This is a genomic window from Bifidobacterium merycicum DSM 6492, assembly GCF_900129045.1.
GTDB classification, from domain to species: domain Bacteria; phylum Actinomycetota; class Actinomycetes; order Actinomycetales; family Bifidobacteriaceae; genus Bifidobacterium; species Bifidobacterium merycicum.
On record NZ_FQTX01000005.1, the window covers coordinates 16936 to 38532 of the forward strand.

14 protein-coding genes are annotated in these 21597 nt (G+C 60.6%); 4 read left to right on the plus strand and 10 right to left on the minus strand.

Translation table 11 applies throughout. The features are described from left to right. The first annotated feature begins 145 nt into the window (after window positions 1–145). From BUB29_RS07520 to rlmB, 4 genes are all read left to right on the plus strand, one after another. A complete protein-coding gene (locus tag BUB29_RS07520; RefSeq protein WP_033522390.1) occupies window positions 146–2218 on the plus strand; it encodes a cation:proton antiporter in 2073 nt (690 codons plus the stop codon). A gap of 280 nt (window positions 2219–2498) precedes the next feature. Next, entirely contained in the window at window positions 2499–3080 is a 582-nt protein-coding gene (gene dcd / locus BUB29_RS07525; protein WP_033522392.1) for a dCTP deaminase, read from the plus strand. Between the two features lie 72 nt (window positions 3081–3152). Further along, entirely contained in the window at window positions 3153–4766 is a 1614-nt protein-coding gene (locus tag BUB29_RS07530; protein WP_051915206.1) for a hypothetical protein, read from the plus strand. A gap of 187 nt (window positions 4767–4953) precedes the next feature. Then, on the plus strand, window positions 4954–5946 hold the full coding sequence (gene rlmB, locus BUB29_RS07535; RefSeq protein WP_033522394.1) for a 23S rRNA (guanosine(2251)-2'-O)-methyltransferase RlmB: 993 nt from the start codon (window positions 4954–4956) through the stop codon (window positions 5944–5946). A 506-nt stretch (window positions 5947–6452) separates the two neighbouring features. Here rlmB and BUB29_RS07540 read toward each other — a convergent pair. From BUB29_RS07540 to dnaA, 10 genes are all read right to left on the minus strand, one after another. Continuing rightward, entirely contained in the window at window positions 6453–7871 is a 1419-nt protein-coding gene (locus BUB29_RS07540; protein WP_033522396.1) for a DUF4032 domain-containing protein, read from the minus strand. Window positions 7872–8099: 228 nt separating this feature from the next. After that, on the minus strand, window positions 8100–9227 hold the full coding sequence (locus BUB29_RS07545) for an ABC transporter ATP-binding protein (protein ID WP_033522398.1): 1128 nt from the start codon (window positions 9225–9227) through the stop codon (window positions 8100–8102). A gap of 249 nt (window positions 9228–9476) precedes the next feature. After that, window positions 9477–10622: a VanZ family protein gene (locus tag BUB29_RS07550; RefSeq protein ID WP_073117618.1), complete on the minus strand. Its 1146-nt coding sequence runs from the start codon at window positions 10620–10622 to the stop codon at window positions 9477–9479. A 117-nt stretch (window positions 10623–10739) separates the two neighbouring features. Next, window positions 10740–11342 carry a DUF3566 domain-containing protein gene (locus BUB29_RS07555; RefSeq protein ID WP_033522400.1) on the minus strand — a complete coding sequence of 201 codons (603 nt, stop codon included), beginning with the start codon at window positions 11340–11342 and terminating at the stop codon, window positions 10740–10742. A 55-nt stretch (window positions 11343–11397) separates the two neighbouring features. Then, window positions 11398–14082: a DNA gyrase subunit A gene (gene gyrA, locus BUB29_RS07560; RefSeq protein ID WP_033522402.1), complete on the minus strand. Its 2685-nt coding sequence runs from the start codon at window positions 14080–14082 to the stop codon at window positions 11398–11400. A 154-nt stretch (window positions 14083–14236) separates the two neighbouring features. Further along, window positions 14237–16327: a DNA topoisomerase (ATP-hydrolyzing) subunit B gene (gene gyrB, locus BUB29_RS07565; protein WP_107315045.1), complete on the minus strand. Its 2091-nt coding sequence runs from the start codon at window positions 16325–16327 to the stop codon at window positions 14237–14239. Window positions 16328–16486: 159 nt separating this feature from the next. Continuing rightward, entirely contained in the window at window positions 16487–16957 is a 471-nt protein-coding gene (locus BUB29_RS07570; RefSeq protein ID WP_033522406.1) for a DciA family protein, read from the minus strand. Next, complete coding sequence (gene recF / locus BUB29_RS07575) at window positions 16954–18198, minus strand: DNA replication/repair protein RecF (RefSeq protein WP_051915210.1); 1245 nt, start codon at window positions 18196–18198, stop codon at window positions 16954–16956. The genes BUB29_RS07570 and recF overlap by 4 nt, the downstream gene beginning before the upstream one ends. Window positions 18199–18251: 53 nt before the next feature. Next, window positions 18252–19376 carry a DNA polymerase III subunit beta gene (gene dnaN, locus BUB29_RS07580; protein WP_033522408.1) on the minus strand — a complete coding sequence of 375 codons (1125 nt, stop codon included), beginning with the start codon at window positions 19374–19376 and terminating at the stop codon, window positions 18252–18254. Window positions 19377–19933: 557 nt separating this feature from the next. Next, on the minus strand, window positions 19934–21508 hold the full coding sequence (dnaA, locus tag BUB29_RS07585) for a chromosomal replication initiator protein DnaA (protein WP_033522410.1): 1575 nt from the start codon (window positions 21506–21508) through the stop codon (window positions 19934–19936). Window positions 21509–21597: the final 89 nt, after the last annotated feature.

Consider the following 21597-nt stretch of genomic DNA (forward strand, 5'->3'; position numbering starts at 1 on the left):
ACAGTCTACCCGGGCTCAGCGCCCGGCGCCCCTCTTCCATACCGCCCATCGCGAAGACGGAACGGCGCTAGAGCGCAGAGCGTGTAACGTTTTTCTTACGCCCCTTCGGTACTGTTGAAAACGTCCCTCCAAGGTAAGGAAACTTGTGGCCGTCATCGAACTTATTCTCTGTATCATCGCCATCGTCGTGGCATCGTCGTTCCTCAGCCGGTTCATACCCAAAGTCTCCACGCCGCTCGTGCAGATCGCGCTGGGCGCTCTCGCCAGCCAGTTGCCGTTCTTCCAGGATGTGCAGCTGAACCCGGAACTGTTCATGGTGCTGTTCATCGCACCGCTGCTGTATCTCGAAGCCCATGACATCGACAAATCGGAACTGTTGAGAACAGTGAAGCTCAGCTTGTCGCTCGCAATCGGACTGGCCATTGCCACCATGGCTGCGGTCGGTTTCGCATTGCATTCCATCTGGCCCGCCATGCCGTTGGCCGCAGGTCTGGCCTTGGGCGCGGCACTTGGCCCGACCGATGCCGTCGCGGTGACGTCCTTGGGCAAGGAAGCCTCGCTGACCACCCGCCAACGCAGCGTGCTCAAAGGCGAGTCACTGTTCAATGACGCTTCCGGCATCGTCGGCTTCCAGTTCGCCATCTCCGCCGCGATAACCGGCCAGTTCGCCGTAGGCGAGGCCACAGGTAGGTTCATCGTCTCGTTCATCGGCGGCGCGGCATTCGGTTTCATCGTCGGACTGATTATCAACTGGGTGTTCGAAACCGTCCGTTCGCTGGGTTGGGAGACCACCACCACGCGCATCCTGATGGAGCTTTTCCTCCCTGTTCTGCTGTACATCGGCGCCGAGGAATGCCATGTGTCCGGCATTCTTTCCGTAGTCGCCGCCGGTCTGCTAGTCAGGTTCGACCGTACCGGCATCGGCCCGAACGTGGCGCGCACGAACATCGTTTCATCCAGCGTGTGGGGCGTGCTGTCGTTCACGCTGAACGGCGCGGTGTTCATTCTGCTGGGCATGTTGCTGCCTCGGGCGATGACGGCCAGCTGGTCGGATCCGAGCGTCAGCAACAAGTTGCTGTTGAGCGTGATTCTGCTGGTGACCGTGGTGGTCATCGCGCTGCGATTCCTGTGGGTGGCGTTCATGCTGCGCATCGCACGCGACACGAAGACCGGCAAGCGACGCAAGATGTCGCCAGACCGTTGGCGTTCCGCCGCGGTGATGACGTTCGGCGGCCCCAAGGGAACCATCACCCTGTCGCTGATGTTCACCATCCCCTACACCATCGCCGCCGGCGCCGAATTCCCCATGCGTGACGAACTGATCTTCATCGCGTCCGGCGTGATCGTCATGACCCTTCTGCTGGCCAATTTCGCGCTGCCGCTGCTGGCTCCGAACCGTGCCGAGAACACGTCGTCCGAAATGTGCGAAGTCACCATCGAAGTGCTGAGACGCACGGTGGAGGAACTCACCACGCGCATCACCCCGGAGAACCGACGCGCAGTGCTCATGGTCATCGACTCGTACACGAAGCGCATCAGCCGTTTGAAGCAGCTCGCCGGCATCGTCGATCTTCGCGGCTACGAACAGCTTAAACTCCAGGCCCTGTATTGGGAGAAGGAGTTCGTGCGCAACAGGCAGGCCGAAGTCAAAGCCCATCCGAATCCCAATAAGGCTGTGCAGGAACTGAATCTTGAAGCGTGCGAACGCATGCTCGACCAGATCATGAATTCGCTGCGTCACGCCGAAGCCGATCCGGAATCAGGCCATACCGTATCGCAGATCCGCGGACGCATCCGCCGCTTCCAACATCAGACGGGTAACGTTCTCAAGCGCGTGGATAACCGCATTCGCCGAACCACGCCGTTGGTGAGCGAGGATCAGATCTTCGCGCACATGCAGGTACTGCAGATCGAGGCGATCGATCATGTCATCGACCGGCTCAGCGAGGAGATGGGCAAGAATACGTATGACACGGAATTCTGTTCCGCGCTGATCCTTGACTACCGACGCGCCGAGGCTTCGCTGAAGTCGCGCCCGAATATGGAAGGCAGTACGGCGGCGGCCAGTCAGGCGGCCGATCTCAAGCGCGACAGCTATGGCATCGAGCTCGGCGTCGTGCAGGACATGCTTGAGGCCGGCGACATCACCAGAACGCAGGCCAGGACGCTGCGCCGCAATATCTACGTGATGCAGGTGGACGCGGATTCCGGCATCTGATCGACCGGCCGCATAACAAGGAAACCCCGGTGGGGAGGAGCCCACCGGGGTAACAGAGAAAGGAGAGAAGAAGAAGATTCAATTGTCCGGAACCTGAGTTGCCGGGTCGATTGCTGTCGACATCTTTCAGATAACACCCTGTTCCTGTGCTTATCTCTATGGTTTTCTGATAGATTCCTGAAAGTCGTGGCGGATTGGGGTGGATTGAGGTGGATTGAGGCCTATAGGGCGCAGGCACTAGACTGACGGTCAGTATCGTTTCCATTTGCGAGGAGCTCTCATGCTGTTGTCCGACCACGACATTCTGGCCGCACAGGCCGAAGGACATATTTCATTGGATCCGTGGACGCCGGAAATGGTGCAGCCGGCATCGATCGACGTCAGGCTCGACCGTTTCTTCCGGCTGTTCAACAATCACGCCTACACTTACGTCGACCCCGCCGAGAATCAGGGCGAACTCACCGAGCAGTTCGAGGTCAAGGCCGATGAACCGTGGATTCTGCATCCCGGCGAATTCGCGCTCGGTTCCACTTGGGAATACGTGAAGCTTGACGCCAGCATCGCGGCGCGCTTGGAAGGCAAGAGCTCGCTGGGCAGACTCGGCATTCTTACGCATTCCACCGCCGGATTCATCGATCCCGGCTTCGAAGGGCATATCACGCTGGAACTGTCGAATGTCTCCACACTGCCGGTGAAGCTGTGGCCCGGCATGAAAATCGGCCAGATGTGCTTCTTCCAGCTGAGTTCACCCGCCGAACACCCGTATGGTTCCGCCGGGACGGGCTCGCATTATCAGGGCCAGCGCGGGCCGACCCCGAGCCGTTCCTACGAGAATTTCTATCGCGCGCAGATCACCGACTGATCGCAGGCGACGTCCACCATCCACGTTTGGCGGCCTTCAACGGCCGCCTTCGCATATTAAGGAGCATTCATCATGACAGATCCGAACGGCGAATTCCGGTTCGACTTCCAGAACGGCCAGCATCCTGAACGTCCCGCGGATCGTTCCGCCGGCAATCAAGCCGGGCAGCCGGCACAACCGGCACAACCGGCATCGCCCGTACAGCCGACGCAACCTTCTGCATTCGGGGCGACGCAGGCGTTCCCCGCAGCAGGTCAGGACTATGATGCGCTGGGTGCCACCCAGGCGATGCCGCCCGTATGGGAGGGGATGCCGACGGAAGCCATGCCGCAACAGGCAATGCCCGCACCGGCCATGCCCACTCAGGCCATGCCTGCGCCAACCATGCCCACCAAAGCGATGCCGATGCAATCCATGCCGCAGCAGCCTGTATCGCAACAGCCCACTGAAGTGTTCGGCACGACGCCGATGCCCCGATCGGCCGCTTCCTCGCAGCAGCCGCGCATGGCCCAATCCACCGAAGCATTCCAGCCCTTGCAGCCCGCACAGCCCACCATGGCCATGCAGCCCGGCGATCAGGCCACACAGGCATTCGATTTCCAATCGCTTCAGGCCACGCAGGCATTCACCCCCGCGGATTTCCAGCAGCCCCGAGTCGCAGGTCAAACCGCTCAGGCAGCGCAGGCAGCCCAGCCGCGCACCATCAGCACACCCGCGCGGCCCACGATCCTGCCGCCCACCATTCCGCCGGACGATGAGGACGGGAACGGCGATGATGAGGACAACGGCAAGGATTCCGGTGGGAAAAAGCCCATCAACGGCAAGATTGTGGGCATCGTCGTCGCCGTCATCGTGGTGATCGCCCTGATTGTGGGCGGCGTGATGTTCTTCCGGTCGAACAGCGGAAAAATCGCCTACGCGTCGTGCACCAAGGCGCAGTCCTCTTATAATGACGCGATCAAGGATCTCAATGCGGAAGCCACCCAGGCGAAGCAGAACGCCCCGACCGCCGACGCCGTGGACAACCAAAGCACGCTCGACAATCTGAACAAGGCCATTGCGAACGCACAATCCATCAACACGACCGCCACCTGTTCGGCGGATATGAAAACGAACGAGCTGAAGACGAACACCACCTCGTTCAAGGACGCCGCGAAAGAGGCGAAGGACGCGAAGAAATCCATCGAACAGGCGCTGGATGCCGCGACCAACAGCAAGGATTCCAAGAACACCAACGCGTTGAAGGCCGATTTGAACGCCAACATCAGCACCGCGCAGACCACGCTGAACGATTCCGCCGGCAAGGTCGCGGACGAGAGCACGCGCACGGCGCTGCAGGATGCGATCAGCAACGCGAACAACGTCGCCGGGCAATCCTCGCCGTCGCAATCCGACGTGAGCAACGCGAACAACGTCGCCGGGCAATCCTCGCCGTCGCAATCCGACGTGAGCAACGCGAAGTCCCGGCTGCAGAAGGCGGTCTCCGACGTCAACGCATCAATCAGCGCCAAGCAGCAGGCCGATGCGGAGGCGCAACGCAAACAGCAGGAGCAGCAGGAAGCCGAGAAGCGCGCGCAGGAGAGCCAGAACCAGAACCAAGGCAACAGCAGTCAGGGGGATTCCGGCCAGACCGGCCAGTGCGACGGCACGGACGCCTCCTGCCAGACCTCCGATAACGGGAACTGATCGCAGCCCGCATCATTCCACATCGCAACTCCGATTGCATCATGAAGACGACGCCCTTCGCGGGCGCCGTCTTTTTCATACCGTGCGCACCCGAATACGTTTGGCCCCGTATCCAGGCCAGCCCCAAGCCGAGGGAAAAGAACCCGCGATGCCAGCTATGACGCGGGGTGCTGGGACAATGGGACGCATGGCACTTAAGAAAGGACCGACCAAGGGGTCGGGTGGAAAGCATAGAAACGCACTTCGTGGCAAGGGGCCGACCCCCAAAGCCGAAGATCGCGTGTATCACAAGGCATACGCGGCCAAGAAGGCCGCCGACCGTCGCAAGATGTCCGATCCGCGTTTGGCGGCTCGTCGTCACGCCGACAAGTTCTCGACGAATAACACCACCGATCTGGTGTTCGGACGCAATGCCGTCCTCGAAGCGCTTCGCGTGGGCGTGCCGTCGAGCACGCTGTACGTGATGTCTCGCATCGAGCATGACGACCGTACGCGTGAGATCGTCAAGATCGCCGGTACGCACAGCCTGCGCATGATGGAAGCGGATCGTCTGGAGATGGATCGCATCGCTAGGTCCGGCAACCATCAGGGTGTGATCCTCAAGGTCGAACCGTACCAGTATTCCTCGCTGGCCGAGCTTGCCGACCGCGCGGACAAGAAGGCCCGCGCCATGGAAGCGGCGAACTCCGCAGCCGCACGCATCAGCGCTCGTCCGTTGTTCATCGCGCTGGACGGCGTGACCGATCCGCAGAACCTCGGCGCGGTGATTCGTTCCGCGGCGGCGTTCGGCGCCAACGGCGTGATCCTGCCGGAACGTCGTTCCGCTTCGGTGACGGCGGCGGCATGGAAGGTTTCCGCGGGAGCGGCGGCACACCTGCCCGTCTGCCGTGTCGTGAACCTCACCAAGGCCATCGAAGCGCTGAAGGCGCGCGGCTACTACGCGGTCGGTCTTGATGGCGGCGGCGACAAGCTGGTCGGCGAAACCGGTTTCGAAACCGATCCGCTGGTCGTGGTGCTCGGTTCGGAAGGCAAGGGTCTGAGCCGTCTGGTGCGCGAGGCGTGCGACGCCATCGCCGGTATTCCGATCTCCAGCCAGGTGGAATCCCTGAACGCATCCGTCGCGGCGGGCATCAGCCTGTACGCGGTGGCACGCGAACGGCGCAGGGCTGCGGAAGCCTGATTCTCAGGACCACAACCAAGCAACCCGGCAAACCGGTAGTATCCCGACGATCCGGGACATGATTCGAGGCACCGCCCCACGGCATACGTTCCGTGGGGCGGTGCTTTACATATTCTCCCAATAACAGGCAGGGAATTCTCAGGGAACCACATCGTTAGGCACAGAAACGGCTGGTTATATAAGAATTACCGAAGCGATTCGGATGGAGCTCCAACAAGCTCCAGATAATTGAAACCTCTTCTTCTTTCTCTCTCCTTTCTCTTTCCCCGGTGCCAATCACACCGGGGTTTTCTTTTGTGCAGCCGTTCCTCGCTTTGAACACATGCAGGAGTGACCGCAAACAGCCAAGGCACACATCGGATAAACGACGAAGGCCCTGCCCGGTATCAGTGCCGGACAGGACCTTGCTGTCTTGCGGTTTTACAGCCTTGCGGTGGTTTGGCGGATTTCACACGTTTCACACGACGGCGAAACCCGCATAGACGCGACGGATGACGGGAGCGCCGTCAGTGCGCCCACACCGCGGCATCGGGATCGTAATCGGGATCGTACCCGTCGTCATCGCCGTCACCGTAGGTGCTTTCATCATCGATGACGCCCGAATCGGCTTCCTCAAGCAGCGCGTTGATGGCCTTGTCGTCGAGCTTGTAGTTCGGCAGCACATTGTCGATATAGCTCTTCACGGCTTCGGCCATCGGCACGTCATGCCCGGCCTTCTCCGCGAGGAACCAACGGTGGGTCAGGATCTCGTGGAAGAACTGGGCGGGCTGAATCTGCGAACGATATTCGCGCGGAATCATGCGGACCGTCGGCTCGAACACCTCGCGCATCCAATCGGTCGCCACGATTTCGAGATCCTCGCCTTCACGCCACGTGGAGGCACGGTAGGCGTCAAGATCGTTGAGCAGTCGTCGGGCCTGATTCTCCTGCACGTCGAGGCCGGTAAGCCGCAGAAGCTTGCGGGAAGCGTAGCCGGCGTCCACCACACGCGGACGGACGAGCACGCGCTTGCCATCCTCCGTGGTCTTCATTTCCAGCTCGTCGACGTCAAAACCGAGCTCGTTCAGCTTGTTGACGCGCTTCTCGATCTTCCACATCTCGTCCGGCTTGAACTTGTCGGTGTCGGTGAGTGCGCTCCACAGCGAATGATAACGATCCACCAGACGGTTGCCGATTTCGATCTCGTCCACGTCACCGGGCAGCAGCTTGCCGTAGCTCAGATCCATCAGTTCGCCGATGATGTTGGTACGGGCCAGATCGATATCGTATTCGCGCTGGCCTTCGGTCAGATTGATCTGCAGATCACCGGTTTCGGCATCCACCAGGAACGCGGTGAACGCATCGGCATCACGCAGGAACAGCACGTTGGACAGCGACACATCGCCCCAGTAGAAACCAGCCAGATGCAGGCGCACCATCAGCACGGCCAAGGCGTCGATGAGACGTTCGGCGGTATCGGGGCGCAGATTGCGGGCGAACAGCGCACGGTACGGCAGGGAGAACTTCAGATGCTTGGTGACCAGAATGGCCTCCAGTGGTTCGCCATTGCGGTCATGCCGGCCGGTGACCACGGCGATCGGCGTGACGGCGGGCAGTTCCAGCTTCTGCAGACGGCGAAGGTTCTCGTATTCGCGTTCGGCCATCTGCTTGGTGATTTCCTTCATGGCGTAGACTTCGTCGCCTACGTGCACGAAACGCACAACGTGCCTCGAAATGCCTCGCGGGAGATTGGCGAGCAGATCCTGAGGCCAGGAGGCCAGAGGCTCGTGCCACGGCAGGGTGAACATCTTCGGGTTGGAACTCGCCGCGGTGATCTTCAGCGCCTGCGGTTCCGCCGCGTTATCCGGTTCGCTTTCCGCGTTCACGGATGTTGCCATGGCGACACGGGGGTCCAGTTGGGACACATCAATTGGATTAGGGGTCATGAGTAACGATTTTACGCATGCCACCTCCCCAGGGAATATGAATGAACTATGTGATGGCTCAACGGCTTGGCACGGGGGCATGGGGATAAAAAGAAGCCCCGCATCGTAGCGGGGCTTCTTCAACGAGACGGTTAGAGAGGAAGAGAAAACGCCTCGTTTAATGGTTGGCCGGTTCCGCGCGGAACCGGTCAAGTCTATTGCGACCGGCCTTGCGGCCCGTCACTCGACTCAGTTCAGACGCAGCTCGGTCGACGGAGCGAACAGGTGCATCTTGGCCGGATCGATCTTGATCTTGACGGTGTCGCCGACCTTCGGCAGCGCACGCGGGTTCACACGAACCGTGGTGAGCTTGTTCTGGTCGGACATGACCTGGGTGGCCTCGGCGGCGGAGCCGTCGGTGATGATGTTGCCGTAGATGTAGCCGTCGGAACCGAGATCCTCGATGTTGACGACCTTCAGGGAGAAGGCGTTCGGATCATCGGAGGTAGCCAGGGAGGCGTCTTCCGGACGGAAGCCGACGACGATCTGGCCCTTGTCTTCGGCGGTCAGCTTGTTGACGGCCTCGGCCGGCAGATCCACGGTGTCCTCGCCGATCTTCGCCTTGCCGTTCACCACCGGGTGGGTGTTGATGTTCATCGACGGGGAGCCGATGAAGCCGGCGACGAAGACGTTGGCCGGGTGATCGTACAGCTCGGTCGGAGCGCCGACCTGCTGCAGGACGCCGAGCTTGATGACGGCGATACGATCGCCCATCGTCAGAGCCTCGGTCTGATCGTGGGTCACGTACAGGGTGGTGACACCCAGCTGACGCTGCAGAGCGGCAATCTGGGTACGAGTCTGCACACGGAGCTTGGCGTCGAGGTTCGACAGCGGCTCATCCATCAGGAAGACCTTCGGCTTACGAACGATTGCACGACCCATGGCGACGCGCTGACGCTGACCACCGGACAGTGCCTTCGGCTTGCGGTCGAGGTACTCGGTGAGGTCGAGGATCTTGGCGGCTTCCTCGACGCGCTTGCGGATCTCATCCTTCGGGGTGCCGGCGATCTTCAGGGCGAAGCCCATGTTGTCGGCGACGGTCATGTGCGGGTACAGCGCGTAGTTCTGGAACACCATTGCGATGTCGCGGTCCTTCGGCTGCATGGTGGTGACATCCTTATCACCAATGCGGATGCTGCCCTTGTTCACTTCTTCGAGGCCGGCGAGCATGCGCAGGGTGGTGGACTTGCCGCAGCCGGACGGGCCGACGAGCACAAGGAACTCACCATCCTTGATATCAAGATTCAGATTATCCACAGAGGGCTTGTCGTTGCCCGGGTAGATACGAGTGACGTGGTCGAATACGACTTCTGCCATGAGTTCAATCCTTTCAGAGGCAGGTACGTGCCTCACGATCCGTTGTAAAGGGATTTTCGGCGCTTCGATCTGTGAATCACCTGTCGCCCGCATCGCTGCGAACATTCAGGCAAACCGCAAACTTCTGCGTTTACTTGTTTGTTTTGGGTTCAACGAGCTTCTCCTCGTTGAGCCTTCTGCCCACTATACACGCCAATTCGGATTCGTCAATCGGCATGTTCCGCCGCCCGCACGCTTTTGTGACGCAAATCACATCCGCGAAATCGCCTGTTTTCCGCCGTCTTTGCCGGCCGGAACGTGTGGCGAAGCACCCGGGATCAGATCCCATGGCATGCGGCGCGTCACGGCTCCGAACACGAACAGGATCACAGCCGCCCACATGCAATACGACCGCAGCGCCGTCGCTTCGACGCCGAATTCCACAACGTCCACCAGGAACAGCAGGCCGAGCACCAGGGAGCGGATCGCATAGAACGCCGCGCGCGCCGCACCATGCCGGGTTTTGGTTTCGATGGTCATATGTGTGAACATGCCGGCGAGCGTCTGGCCGTGATGGGTCAGCGGAATCAGCAGTTCGAAAATCAGGAATGCCGCCGCCGCGCTGATCGGGGCGATCATGTCCAGCCAGCCGATGCCGACCGTGATCAAGCCGAACAGGCGGAACGTGCCATCATTCAGCGGGGCGGCGATCGCGTGGAATCCGAAGACGATGGCGAGGGTGAGCGGGAAGTAGACGAGCGCCACGAAGATCATGTCGATGATAAACGTCACGGTGCGATGGATCACGCCGGGCCTCGTATTGACGGCATCCGGATTCGGCATCACCGATTGCGGGACCAGCAATCCGAACAGTTTGGCCACGCCGATGCCGGCCACCGCGCCCAACGTGTTGGTCAGCAGATCATCCACGTCGAACTGGCGGTAGGCGCATGGGTACAGTCCCCAGAATCCGGTGAGCTGCGATGTCTCGATGCATAGCGAGACAAAGAACCCGACCGGCACGACGATCCACCAACGCCAGCGCAGCCAACGCGTCAACATGAATCCCAGCGGCACGAAGAACACGATGTTGAAAACCAATTGCAAAGCGCCGGACAGACCGCCGTAGCGCAAGTCGCTGACGAAGCGCCAGACGTCGAGCTGTGGCGCATAGTCGCCGACATGCGCGGCGCAGAAGGCCTGCGGATCGTCGGGCATGGGGTAGAGGGTGAATGCGATCAGACCGAGCACATACAGCACCGAAAGGTACGCGGCGGCGACGGCCATGAACCGCAGCCGATGGTACCGGTGGTACAGCCCCGCGAGAATGGGCAGGGTGAACAGCGCGGAAGCGAATGGCCACACCAGCACCGCGATGATGAACGACGTCGAGAAATACCCCAGATAGCTCAGCATGGCTCACCACTGTACCGGACGGGATATGCCACGAACTATGCCCCGAACGAAAAACGGGCGGTGGGAAACCCACCGTCCGTTTGCTTTCTTCTCGATATGCGTCGAATCGTTTGCGAATCAGTCGTCGCCGAGCGTGATGTGCACGCCGCCGACCAGCGAGCTCACGACGTTGTAGATCAAAGCCACAACGGATGCGAGCAGGGTGAACAGCACAATCTCGATGATGGAGAAAATCGTAACCGCAGATAGCACCGAGCTCAGCGAGAACACGTCGGTCAAGTTCAGTCCGCCTGCATCAAGACCGGTGGATGCGACGATCTGCGTCAGCTGGTCGAATACACCGACGACGTTGAGCAGCATCCACACCAAGGCGGCGGCGATGATCTGGATAATGCCTCCCGCGAACGACATAAGGAAGGATACCTTGGCAACGCTCCACGCGCTCAGTCTGGTGAGCGACAGGTTCATGCGGCGAGCACGCGGGGTGCTGCGCTTGCCCTTGTTCACGGGAGCCGGACGTACCGGAACACCCGTAGGCGTGGACGAGGAGGAGAAGGCACGTGGCTTCTCATGCATCGGAGCCTGACTGGACACGGAACGCGCCTCGCGCGGAGCGTCGACCGTTTCCTTGGGCTCATGTCCGATCGCCTCGGTCGCGTTGATTTCCGCAGGCACGCCAGCAGTTTCGATGGTCGCGTTCTCTTCAGGCTTGTCGCTCATGTTGCTCCTTCATGATTCGCTATCTCTAGCCGAGACTAGCAATCTTCGCAGACGATTATTCGCCGTCCACCTCGGTATTCACATTCTGTTCGTCAGCGGGCTGTTCGGCAGACTGTTCGACCGGCTGCTGCTCGGTGTTTCCGGACTCCGCGTTCACTCCAAGATCGTCGTCCTCATCCTCGTCGCGTTCGGCGTTCAAGGCGATGGAGATGATCTCGTCGTTCTTGTCCGGCTTGGCCAGGGTGACACCCTGCGTGTTACGGCCGGTGCGCTTGACCTCGGCCACGTCGGAACGGATCACCTTGCCGGACTTCATGATGGCCATCACCTGATCGTCTTCGGAAACAATCAGCGCGCCGACCAGAGAACCACGGCCTTCGGCCAGCTGCAGCGCCTTGACGCCGTAGCCGTTGCGGCCCTGCAGACGGTATTCGCTCACCGCGGAGCGCTTGGCGAAGCCCTCGTTGGTGACCACGAGCAGATCCTTGTCGGTATCACCCCACACCACATCCATGGCCAGCAGTTCGTCGCCGTCACGGAACTTCATGCCCTGCACGCCGGCGGTCTGACGTCCCATCGGACGCAGCTGCTCGTCGTCCGCGGTGAACTTGAGGCTCATGCCGTTTCTGGACACCAGCATAATGTCGTCATCAGCGTTGCACAGTGCGGCGCCGATAAGCTCGTCGGCGTTCTCGCCGTTCTCGTCGACCATCAGACGGACCGCGATCAGGCCGCCCTGACGTGGGGAATCGTATTCCGCCAACGCGGTCTTCTTGACCTTGCCGGAACGGGTGGCGAGCACCAAATACTTGGCGACCTCGTAGTTCGGGATCGACAGCACGGTCTGGATGGACTCATCCGGGGCGAACTGCAGCAGATTCGCCACATGCTGGCCCTTGGAATCTCTCGAACCTTCCGGCAACTCGTACGCCTTCAAGCGGTAGACGCGGCCCTTGTTCGTGAAGAACAGCAGCCAATTGTGCGTGCTGGTGAGGAAGAAGTGGTCGACCACATCGTCCTCGCGCAGCTTCGCACCCTTGATGCCCTTGCCGCCGCGATGCTGGGCGCGGTATTCGTCGGCCTTGGTGCGCTTGATGAAACCGGAATGGGTGACGGTGACCACCACGTTCTCTTCGGGGATGAGATCCTCGACGTTCATTTCACCGCTGAACGGCAGGATCTTGGTGCGACGTTCATCGCCGTACTTGGCGACGATCTCGTCGAGTTCCTCGCCGACGATGGTGCGCTGGCGTTCCGGCCTGGCGAGAATGTCGTTGTAGTCGGCGATCCTGCGCATCAGCTCGTTGTGCTCGTCGACGATCTTCTGCGCTTCCATGTTGGCCAGACGCACCAGCTGCATGGACAGGATAGCGTCAGCCTGCACCTGGTCGATGTCGAGGAATTCCATGAGCTTCGGACGTGCGTCCTCACGCCCTTGGCTGCTGCGGATCAGCTTGATGACCTCTTCGATGGCGTCGAGCGCCTTGAGCAGACCCTGCAGGATGTGGTCGCGTTCCTCGGCCTCACGCTTGAGGTAGGCGGTACGGCGGGCGACGACTTCGATCTGGTGGTTGATCCAATGGCGGATGAACGCGTCCAGGCTCAGCGTGCGCGGCACGCCGTCGACCAGCGCCAGCATGTTGGCGCCGAACGTCTGCTGCAGCTGGGAATGCTTGTACAGGTTGTTGAGCACGACCTTCGGGACCGCGTCGCGCTTGAGCACGAGCACCAGTCGCTGGCCAGTACGGCCGGAGGTCTCATCGCGCATATCGGCGATGCCCTGGATTTTGCCGTCACGCACGGCCTCGCGGATGGAGGCGACGAGTCGATCGGGGTTGACCTGGTACGGCAGCTCGGTGACGACCAGGCACATGCGGCCCTTGATCTCCTCGGTGTTGACGACGGCACGCATGGTGATCAGGCCACGGCCGGTACGGTAGGCCTGTTCGATGCCCTTGTGGCCGAGGATGGTGGCGCCGGTCGGGAAATCCGGTCCCTTGATGATGCGGATCAGGTTGCCAAGCAGTTCCTCACGGCTCACGTCGGGGTGTTCCAGCGCCCAATGCACGCCTTCGGCCACTTCGCGCATGTTGTGCGGCGGAATGTTGGTGGCCATGCCGACGGCGATGCCGGAGGAGCCGTTGCACAGCAGGTTCGGGAAGCGGGCCGGCAGCACGGTCGGTTCCTGGGTTTTGCCGTCGTAGTTCGGCAGGAAGTCGACGGTGTCCTTGTCGATGTCGCGCACCATTTCCATGGCGAGCGGCGCCATACGGCATTCGGTGTAACGCATTGCGGCGGCGGGATCGTCGCCGGGGGAGCCGAAGTTGCCCTGACCGTCGACGAGCATGTAGCGCATCGACCAGGACTGGGCCATACGCACCAAGGTGTCGTAGATGGCGGAATCGCCGTGCGGATGGTACTTACCCATGACCTCGCCGACCACGCGGGCGCACTTGGAGTAGCCGCGATCGGGGCGATAGCCGCCGTCGTACATGGCGTATACCACGCGGCGATGCACCGGCTTCATGCCGTCGCGCACGTCGGGCAACGCACGGTCGACGATCACGCTCATGGCGTATGCGAGGTAGGACTCGCGCATTTCCGTCTGCAGATCGCGCACACGGATGCGTTCGCCGACCATCAGGCCGTAATCGGTGTTGTCCGCTTCCTGCGGGCTCAACGGTTCCATCGAGCCGTCAGGCACGAACTGACCATCTTCATTGTTGTTTTCGTCTGCCACTTTTCCTCCGTAGCTACGCTCCCGCGATGGGGAGCCGCCGACCGTGGGGCCGGCTGGGGGAGGGGCTTTCGGCACCCTCTCCCATTACGTTCCTTCACCTCGTGCGGTTTTCCGGTTCGCGCACCGGAACAGCGCGGGAATCTGCCTTATGCCGTCACGCGTCGATCCAGCTGACGTTGCGCGCGTTGCGCTGGATGAACAGTCGACGCGGTTCGACCTCATCGCCCATCAGCATGGAGAAGGTCTCGTCGGCGGCTTCCGCGTCCTCGATCTGCACCTGCTTGAGGATGCGGTGATCGGGATCCATGGTGGTTTCCCACAGCTCCTGGTAGCTCATCTCGCCCAGACCCTTGTAACGCTGGATGCCTTCGCCCTTCGGCAGCTGGCGTCCCTTCGCCTTGCCTTCGGCGAGCACGCGGTCGCGTTCGGCATCGGTGTAGACGAAATCGTGCGCGCCCTTGGTCCACTTGAGTCGGTACAGCGGCGGCATGGCCACGTACACGTACCCGGCGGTGATCATCGGACGCATGTAGCGGAAGAACAGCGTCAGGTTCAGGGTCGCGATGTGCGCGCCGTCGACATCGGCATCGGCCATGATGATGACCTTGTGGTAACGCACCTTGCTCAGGTCGAAGTCCTCGCCGTAGCCGCCGCCGACCGCGGTGATCAGCGATTCGATGGTTTCGGACTTCATCATACGGTCAAGGCTTGCGCGCTCGGTGTTCAGGATCTTGCCTCGCAGCGGCAGGATCGCCTGGGTGATCGGGTTGCGGCCCTGGATGGCGGAACCACCTGCGGAATCACCCTCCACGATGAACAGCTCGCATTCCTCCGGATTGTTGGACTGGCAGTCCTTGAGCTTGTCGGGCATGCCGGCGGATTCGAAGATCGACTTGCGGCGGGTGTTCTCACGGGCCTTCTTGGCGGCCAGACGTGCGCGGGAGGCTTCGATGGCCTTCTGGATGACGTTCTTCGCCTCGCTGGGATGTGCGTCGAACCAATCGCCGAGCTTGTCGGTCATCACGCGCTGCACGAAGGTCTTGGCTTCGGAATTGCCGAGCTTGGTCTTCGTCTGGCCTTCGAACTGCGGGTTGGTGAGCTTGACGGACACCACTGCGGTCAGGCCTTCACGCACGTCGTCGCCGGACAGGTTCTCGTCCTTGTCCTTGAGGATGTTCTTCTCGCGGGCGTAACGGTTCACGAGCGAGGTCAGCGCGGCGCGGAAGCCCTCCTCGTGGGTGCCGCCTTCGGTGGTCGAGATGGTGTTCGCGAAGGTGTGCACGGATTCGGAGTATGCGGTGGTCCACTGCATGGCGATTTCGGCGGAGATGCCGAGCTTCAGGTCCTCCGCGTCGAAGTTGATGACCTCGTTCTCGACGGGTACGGCCTTGCGGGACTTCACCAAGTAGTCCACGTAATCCTTGATGCCGTTGGCGTACTGGTAGGTCGCGCTCTGGTGCAGTTCCTCGGTGACGTTGTCGCCGTCGCCCGCGACCTCGTCACCGGCCTCGTCCACCTGACGCAGGTCGGTGAGGCTGAGCTTCAGGCCCTTATTGAGGAACGCCATCTGCTGGAAGCGGCTCCGCAGTGTTTCGAAGTCGTAGGACGTGGTTTCGAAGATGGCGGGATCGGCCCAGAACGTGACGGAAGTGCCGGTGGACTCGCCTTCGGCCATCGGCTCGCCCTTCGCGAGCGGCGCGGTGGGGTGCTGATCCTTGTAGGTCTGGGTCCAATGGAAGCCCTGACGGCGCACTTCGACGTCCACTCTGGTGGACAGCGCATTCACCACGGAGATGCCCACGCCGTGCAGACCGCCGGAGACGGCGTAGCCGCCGCCACCGAACTTGCCGCCGGCGTGCAGCTTGGTCATTACGGTTTCCACGCCGGAGATGCCTTCGCCGGGCACGATGTCGACCGGGATGCCACGGCCGTCGTCGACGACGCGGATGCCGTTGTCGGGCAGAATCGTGACTTCGATATGGCTGGCGTAGCCGGCCAGCGCCTCGTCCACGGAATTATCGACGATCTCGTACACCAGATGATGCAGGCCTCGGGGACCGGTGGAGCCGATATACATGCCCGGACGGATACGCACCGCTTCAAGTCCTTCGAGGACCTTCAGGTCGGAGGCGTCGTAATGCTCGGGGGTCATCGACTCGTCGAGCTCGCCTTCCTGCAATTCGGCATTATTGATATGTTCATCTGCGGCCTTGAGCTGTTCTTCTTTGCTCGTGGCCGTCTCCAGCGAATCCGCCAAGGAGCTTCCTTCCTGCGTCACTGGCTCGCGAAAGGGTTATTTCGCGGTCCATTGCCTCAAAAAACGCCTTCTAAGGCCCCCTGAGGCGTCTTGACTATACTGCAGGTGATTCTACTCATGCACCACGACTACAGCTATATATGCCCATTAGTGGCGTTTGCCCCATTTTCTGCTGTATCCGACGGATGGGCCGATGACTTTGATGTCGGCGACGTCCAATCCTTCCAGTTTCTTCGCGATTGTGGCGGAAAGCTGGGGGATGAGGAAGGTAAGCTGGGTCGCCCACACCTGCGATTCGGCGCGGATGACGAGCACGCCGTCACGGAAGCTCACCACGCGCGAATGCTGCGCGATGCCAGGCCCGACCACCTGATCCCAATGGTTATTCAGTTGCGAGATCTTCATATGAGGCATCCAATTGCCGTTTTTTGCGATGGCCGCCGCGACGCCGTCCAGTTTGGCGGGGTCGCGCCCCGGTTTGCCGAAACTCTCCCAGGCGAGTTCTGCCCTCGCCGCGCGTATTTTTCGGGAATCCTCGCGCCGCGCGTACCGTTCGAACACCTGGGCCGGCAGGGTGCGCTGGTCGAGGTGCAACGTCACCGCCACTGGAGGCTTCATGATCGGCCTTCGTTCTCGCTCGGCGGAATCGAGGCGACGGAATCGGACAATTCAGAAGAGTCGGAGGATTCAGAAGAACCGGATGCACCAGCCAGAACCGCGATCATATCCGCGAACGGATCGGCATGCGCCTTCAACGCCGCGACATCGATGATGTTCGCGCGGGCGTCCTGGGGGATGTCGCCTTCCGCGGCGGCGGTGATGATCACCTGATCCTGATTCCTGGCGAAATCGAGGATCTGTGCCCTGCGGGACTCATCCAACTGTGCGAACACATCATCGAGGATCACGATGGGCTTCACACCGCGCGAACGCGCGATCACCTCGAACAGCGCCATTTTCAACGCCAACGCCATGGTCCACATCTCGCCGTTCGACGCGAATTCCTTGGCGGGCACGCCGTCGAGCAGTATCGCGAAATCGTCGCGTTGCGGGCCGATGAGGTTCACGCCGCGAGCCACCTCACCCTGGTATAGACGCTGGAAATGCTCGGAAATGGCGAGTTCCGGGGAATCTGATGTAAACACCTCATCCAATGAAGGACGGTAGGAGATCGCCGCCTTGCCCTGACCGGACGCCAGACGATCGTAAATCGTGGAGAAGGGGTCGGCGAGGGACCGCATCAGCTCATCGCGCATGCGGGTCAATGCCACGCCAGCTTCGATGAACTGGCCGGTCCACACCTCCAAGCCGCTGAGTGCCGCGTCCACGGAACCCTCATGTTGGTCGAGCTGTTTGAGCAGCGCCGCACGCTGGCGTGCGATCTGGGTGAACCGTTGCAGGCATTCGGCATACCGGGGAATCAACTGGCTGCCGCTGCGGTCGATGAAACCACGCCTTGCAGCTGGTTCGGCGTTCACCAGACGCTGATCGTCCGGCGTGAACGACACCGACGGCACCAATCCGACGATGTCGCGCAGATATTGGGAGGTTCCGGAGTTGATGCGAGCCCGGTTCGCGCCTCGGGCCGCAATCGTCACCTCATAGGTGGTGGGATCGGCGTCAGCCTCGCCGGGGGAGACGTTGGCTCGGATCGTTGCCTTGCCTTCGCCGCGTTCCACCAGCGGCAACGAGGACGACACCCTGTGGCTGCCGCCGGTGGAAAGCACTTCGATCGCTTCGACCAGATTGGTTTTGCCCAATCCGTTCGGACCGTGCAGCACGTTTACACCGGGGATGAAATCGACCACGACCTGGCTCCACGAGCGGAAGTGATCGAGTGCGAGACGCGAAATGTACATGGCTGCCGGATTCCGAGGGGATGTTCTGGTTCGGGTATTTTCGGTTATCAGGTTTAGTTGTTGAAACGCATCGGGACGAGCAGGTAGCGGTAGTCCATCGATTCGTCGGAATCCGCTTCCTGCTGGCCGTTGAATTCCACGGGCTTGACCGCGGTGGTGAGCTTCATGCGAACGTACGGTTCGCTGATGGCGCTCAGGCCTTCAATGAGGTAGGAGGGGTTGAACGCGACGGTGATGTCATCGCCATCCATGTCGATGTCGATGATTTCCTTCGCTTGGGCTTCGTCCACGGCGCCGGCGCTCAAGGTGAGCTCGTTGCCGGAGAAGACCATGCGGATCGGGGCGTTACGTTCCGCGACCAGGGCGACGCGCTTGATGGCGCCGATCAGGGACTGCTTGTCGATGACGGCCTGAATCGGGTATTCGTCGGCGAATAGGCGATCGACCGCCGGGAATTCACCGTCGATCAGCTGCGAGGTGGAGGCGCGGCCGGCATTCTCGAAACCGAGCAGGGAAGGGCTTTCCGTATCGAAATCGAGCGTAAGGTTCTGACGCTCGTCGAGGGAGCGGGAGATGTCACGCAGCAGGGAGCCGCGTACCAGCGTGGTGGTGTTCACCGCGGGATCCTGCGGGCTCCAGGAGAAGGTGGCGCGGGCCAGACGGAAGCGATCGGTGGAGGTCAGCACGACCTTGTCGCCTTCGAATTGCATACGCACGCCGGTGAGCACCGGGCGGTTCTCTTCGCGGGAGACGGCGACGCAGGCCTGGGAAACCGCCTGAACGAAAGTCGGGGCATCGACTTGGCCGAGCTGCTGCGGCATCTGCGGGAGATCCGGGTATTCGGCGTTCGGCATGAGCTGCATGGTGAAGGTTGACTTGCCGGAGGTGATCGTCAGCGTGGTGTCGTTCGCGACGAGGTAGGTGCGTTCGGCGGGAAGCGATTTGGTGATATCGGCGAGCAGCTTGCCGAGCACCAGGATGGTGCCGGGTTCGTCCACACCGGCCTCGATGTGGTGGCGAGCCGAGATTTCGTAATTGAACGCGGAAAGCTGCAGCATGCCATCTGCCGCTTCGAGCCTGATACCCGCGAGAATCGGGTTCGACGGACGGCTGTCGATGACCCTGGTAGTCCAAGCCACGGCATCGGCGAGGGCGGCGGAATCGATTTCAACCTTCATAAAGCCTGCTTTCCTTCGGAAGAACCCGCTATGTGCGGGTGTTTCTTGAGCTAGGCATCATTCTAGCGACTTGACGCTTGGTTCCGTTCGGGGCCAACCGGCTGCGTTATTACTACGACGGTTATAACAGGTACAAACGTAAGTAATACTCGTAATAAGGCTTGTGGATAATGTGGATAACTGGCGAAAACCGTTCTCGCATCCACAATTGTGGATAACTTGAACGATGTGGATAACTCGAAGATTCATGTGGATAAACAGGCGAATTATCCACAGCGGTTTCGGCGCCTCTGAGTTATCCACATTCGATGCCTCGTTATCCACGAGTTATCCACAGCGAAAATGCCAGTAGTCCACGAGTTATCCGCAGGGTTTACCCACATTTGTGTATAAGCATGTGGATAACTTTTTTTAAAATTTCCGGCTTCGCCGGAGTGTTGCGGCTGGGAGAATCGCGCTCAGAGACCAAAATCGACGGTTTCGGCAAGCGTCCGCGAAAACATGCAAAAACCGTCTCTCAGAACGATCCTAAGAGACGGCCGGGTGAATATGGAAAATCAGTTGGAACCCTGCTTCAACCGTACGGTGAGTTCCATCACGTAGTTGTAGATATCCTGACGCTGCTGCATCTCGTTGGTGATGCGGTCGCAGGCATGCATGACCGTGGTGTGGTCCTTGCCGCCGAACACCTTGCCGATATCCACAAGGCTCATACTCGTCATCTCACGGGTGAGATACATGGCGATCTGCCGGGCGAGGGCGATGTTCTTCATACGGGAACGCCCCACGATATCGTCGAAGGTGAGATGGAAGTACTTCGCCGCCTGGCTGATGATGTCGGTGGGTTTGATCTCCACATCCGTGGTGAAGAAATCCTGCAGGGTCTGTTCGGCCATGGCTCTGGTGACGGGCTGATTGCTGAGGGACGCGACTGCGGTCACTCTCGTCAACGCGCCTTCCAGCTCGCGGATGTTCTCGGTGAACCGTTCGGCGATCAGGTCGAGCACATCGTTCGGGATGTTGCTGTGGTTCATCGTCGCCATCATGCGCAGAATGGCGATACGGGTCTCAAGGTCCGGCGGCTTGACATCCACGGTCAGACCGGAATCGAAACGCGAAATCAGACGGGCCTCGAAGCCCTTCAGATTCTTCGGCGCCACATCGGATGCGATCACGATGCGCTTGTTCGCCTGATGAAGCGCGTTGAACGTATGGAAGAACTGTTCGAGGGTCGCTTCCTTACCGCCCAGGAACTGGATATCGTCGATAAGCAGCACGTCCACGCTGCGGTATCGACGATTGAACTCGGCGATACGCCCCTGGCTTTGCGACGGAATCTGCAACGCCTCGATGAATTCGTTCAGGAACTCCTCGCTGTTGACGTACCGCACCTTAAGCGTCGGATCCTTGACCAGCGCGTAGTTGCCGATGGCGTTGAGCAGATGCGTTTTGCCCAGGCCGGATCCGCCGTAAATACACAACGGGTTGAAGTCCTTGCCGGAACCTTCGGCCACGGCAAGCGCCACGGTACGGGCGAAACGGTTGGAATCACCGGGAACGAAGGTGTCGAACGTCGCGTTCTTGTTGAGATGGGTCTCCGGATCGCGCTGAACCTTGTTGCGATCGACCACATACTGGCCTTCGACCTCGGAATTGACCTGCGGCTGCAATGCCGAAGGAACCGTCGGAACCGGGCCGGCCGAACCGAACGGCTCCTTGCCGAGATCCTCAAGGGACGGCGTGCCGCCGGATAATGGCAGTTCGGGCTGCTCCTCCACGGCGACGGGCCGTGCTTCCGGCTTCGCTTTGGGCTTGGGCTGAGGCTTGGGTTCCGGCTTCGCCTTGGCTGCGGAACGTTGCGGCACGATTTTGAACGCCGGGAACATATCCTGGCCGGTGACCATATTCAGCGCTTCGAGCAACGGCTGCATAAGCTCGTTCTCAAGGGCCTGACGTGTGCCGGCATTGTCGACGCACAATACGATGGTCGTCCCGTATACGGCTTCGGGGGTCACACCCTCCAACCAGCCTTTGTCACGGGGGGAGAGGGATTTCTTATGCTTCAGCAGTGTCAGGGCATCAGACCAGATTTGCTCGGCCTGCACCGCAGGGTTATCGGCGCTTGTGGTCATGACACTCCTTCCTCTTCCGCCATGTAGGGACACTCAGCTACCTATTTTTACTCGTACCGCATGAGTTATCCACCGCCTAGCGTGTTGCA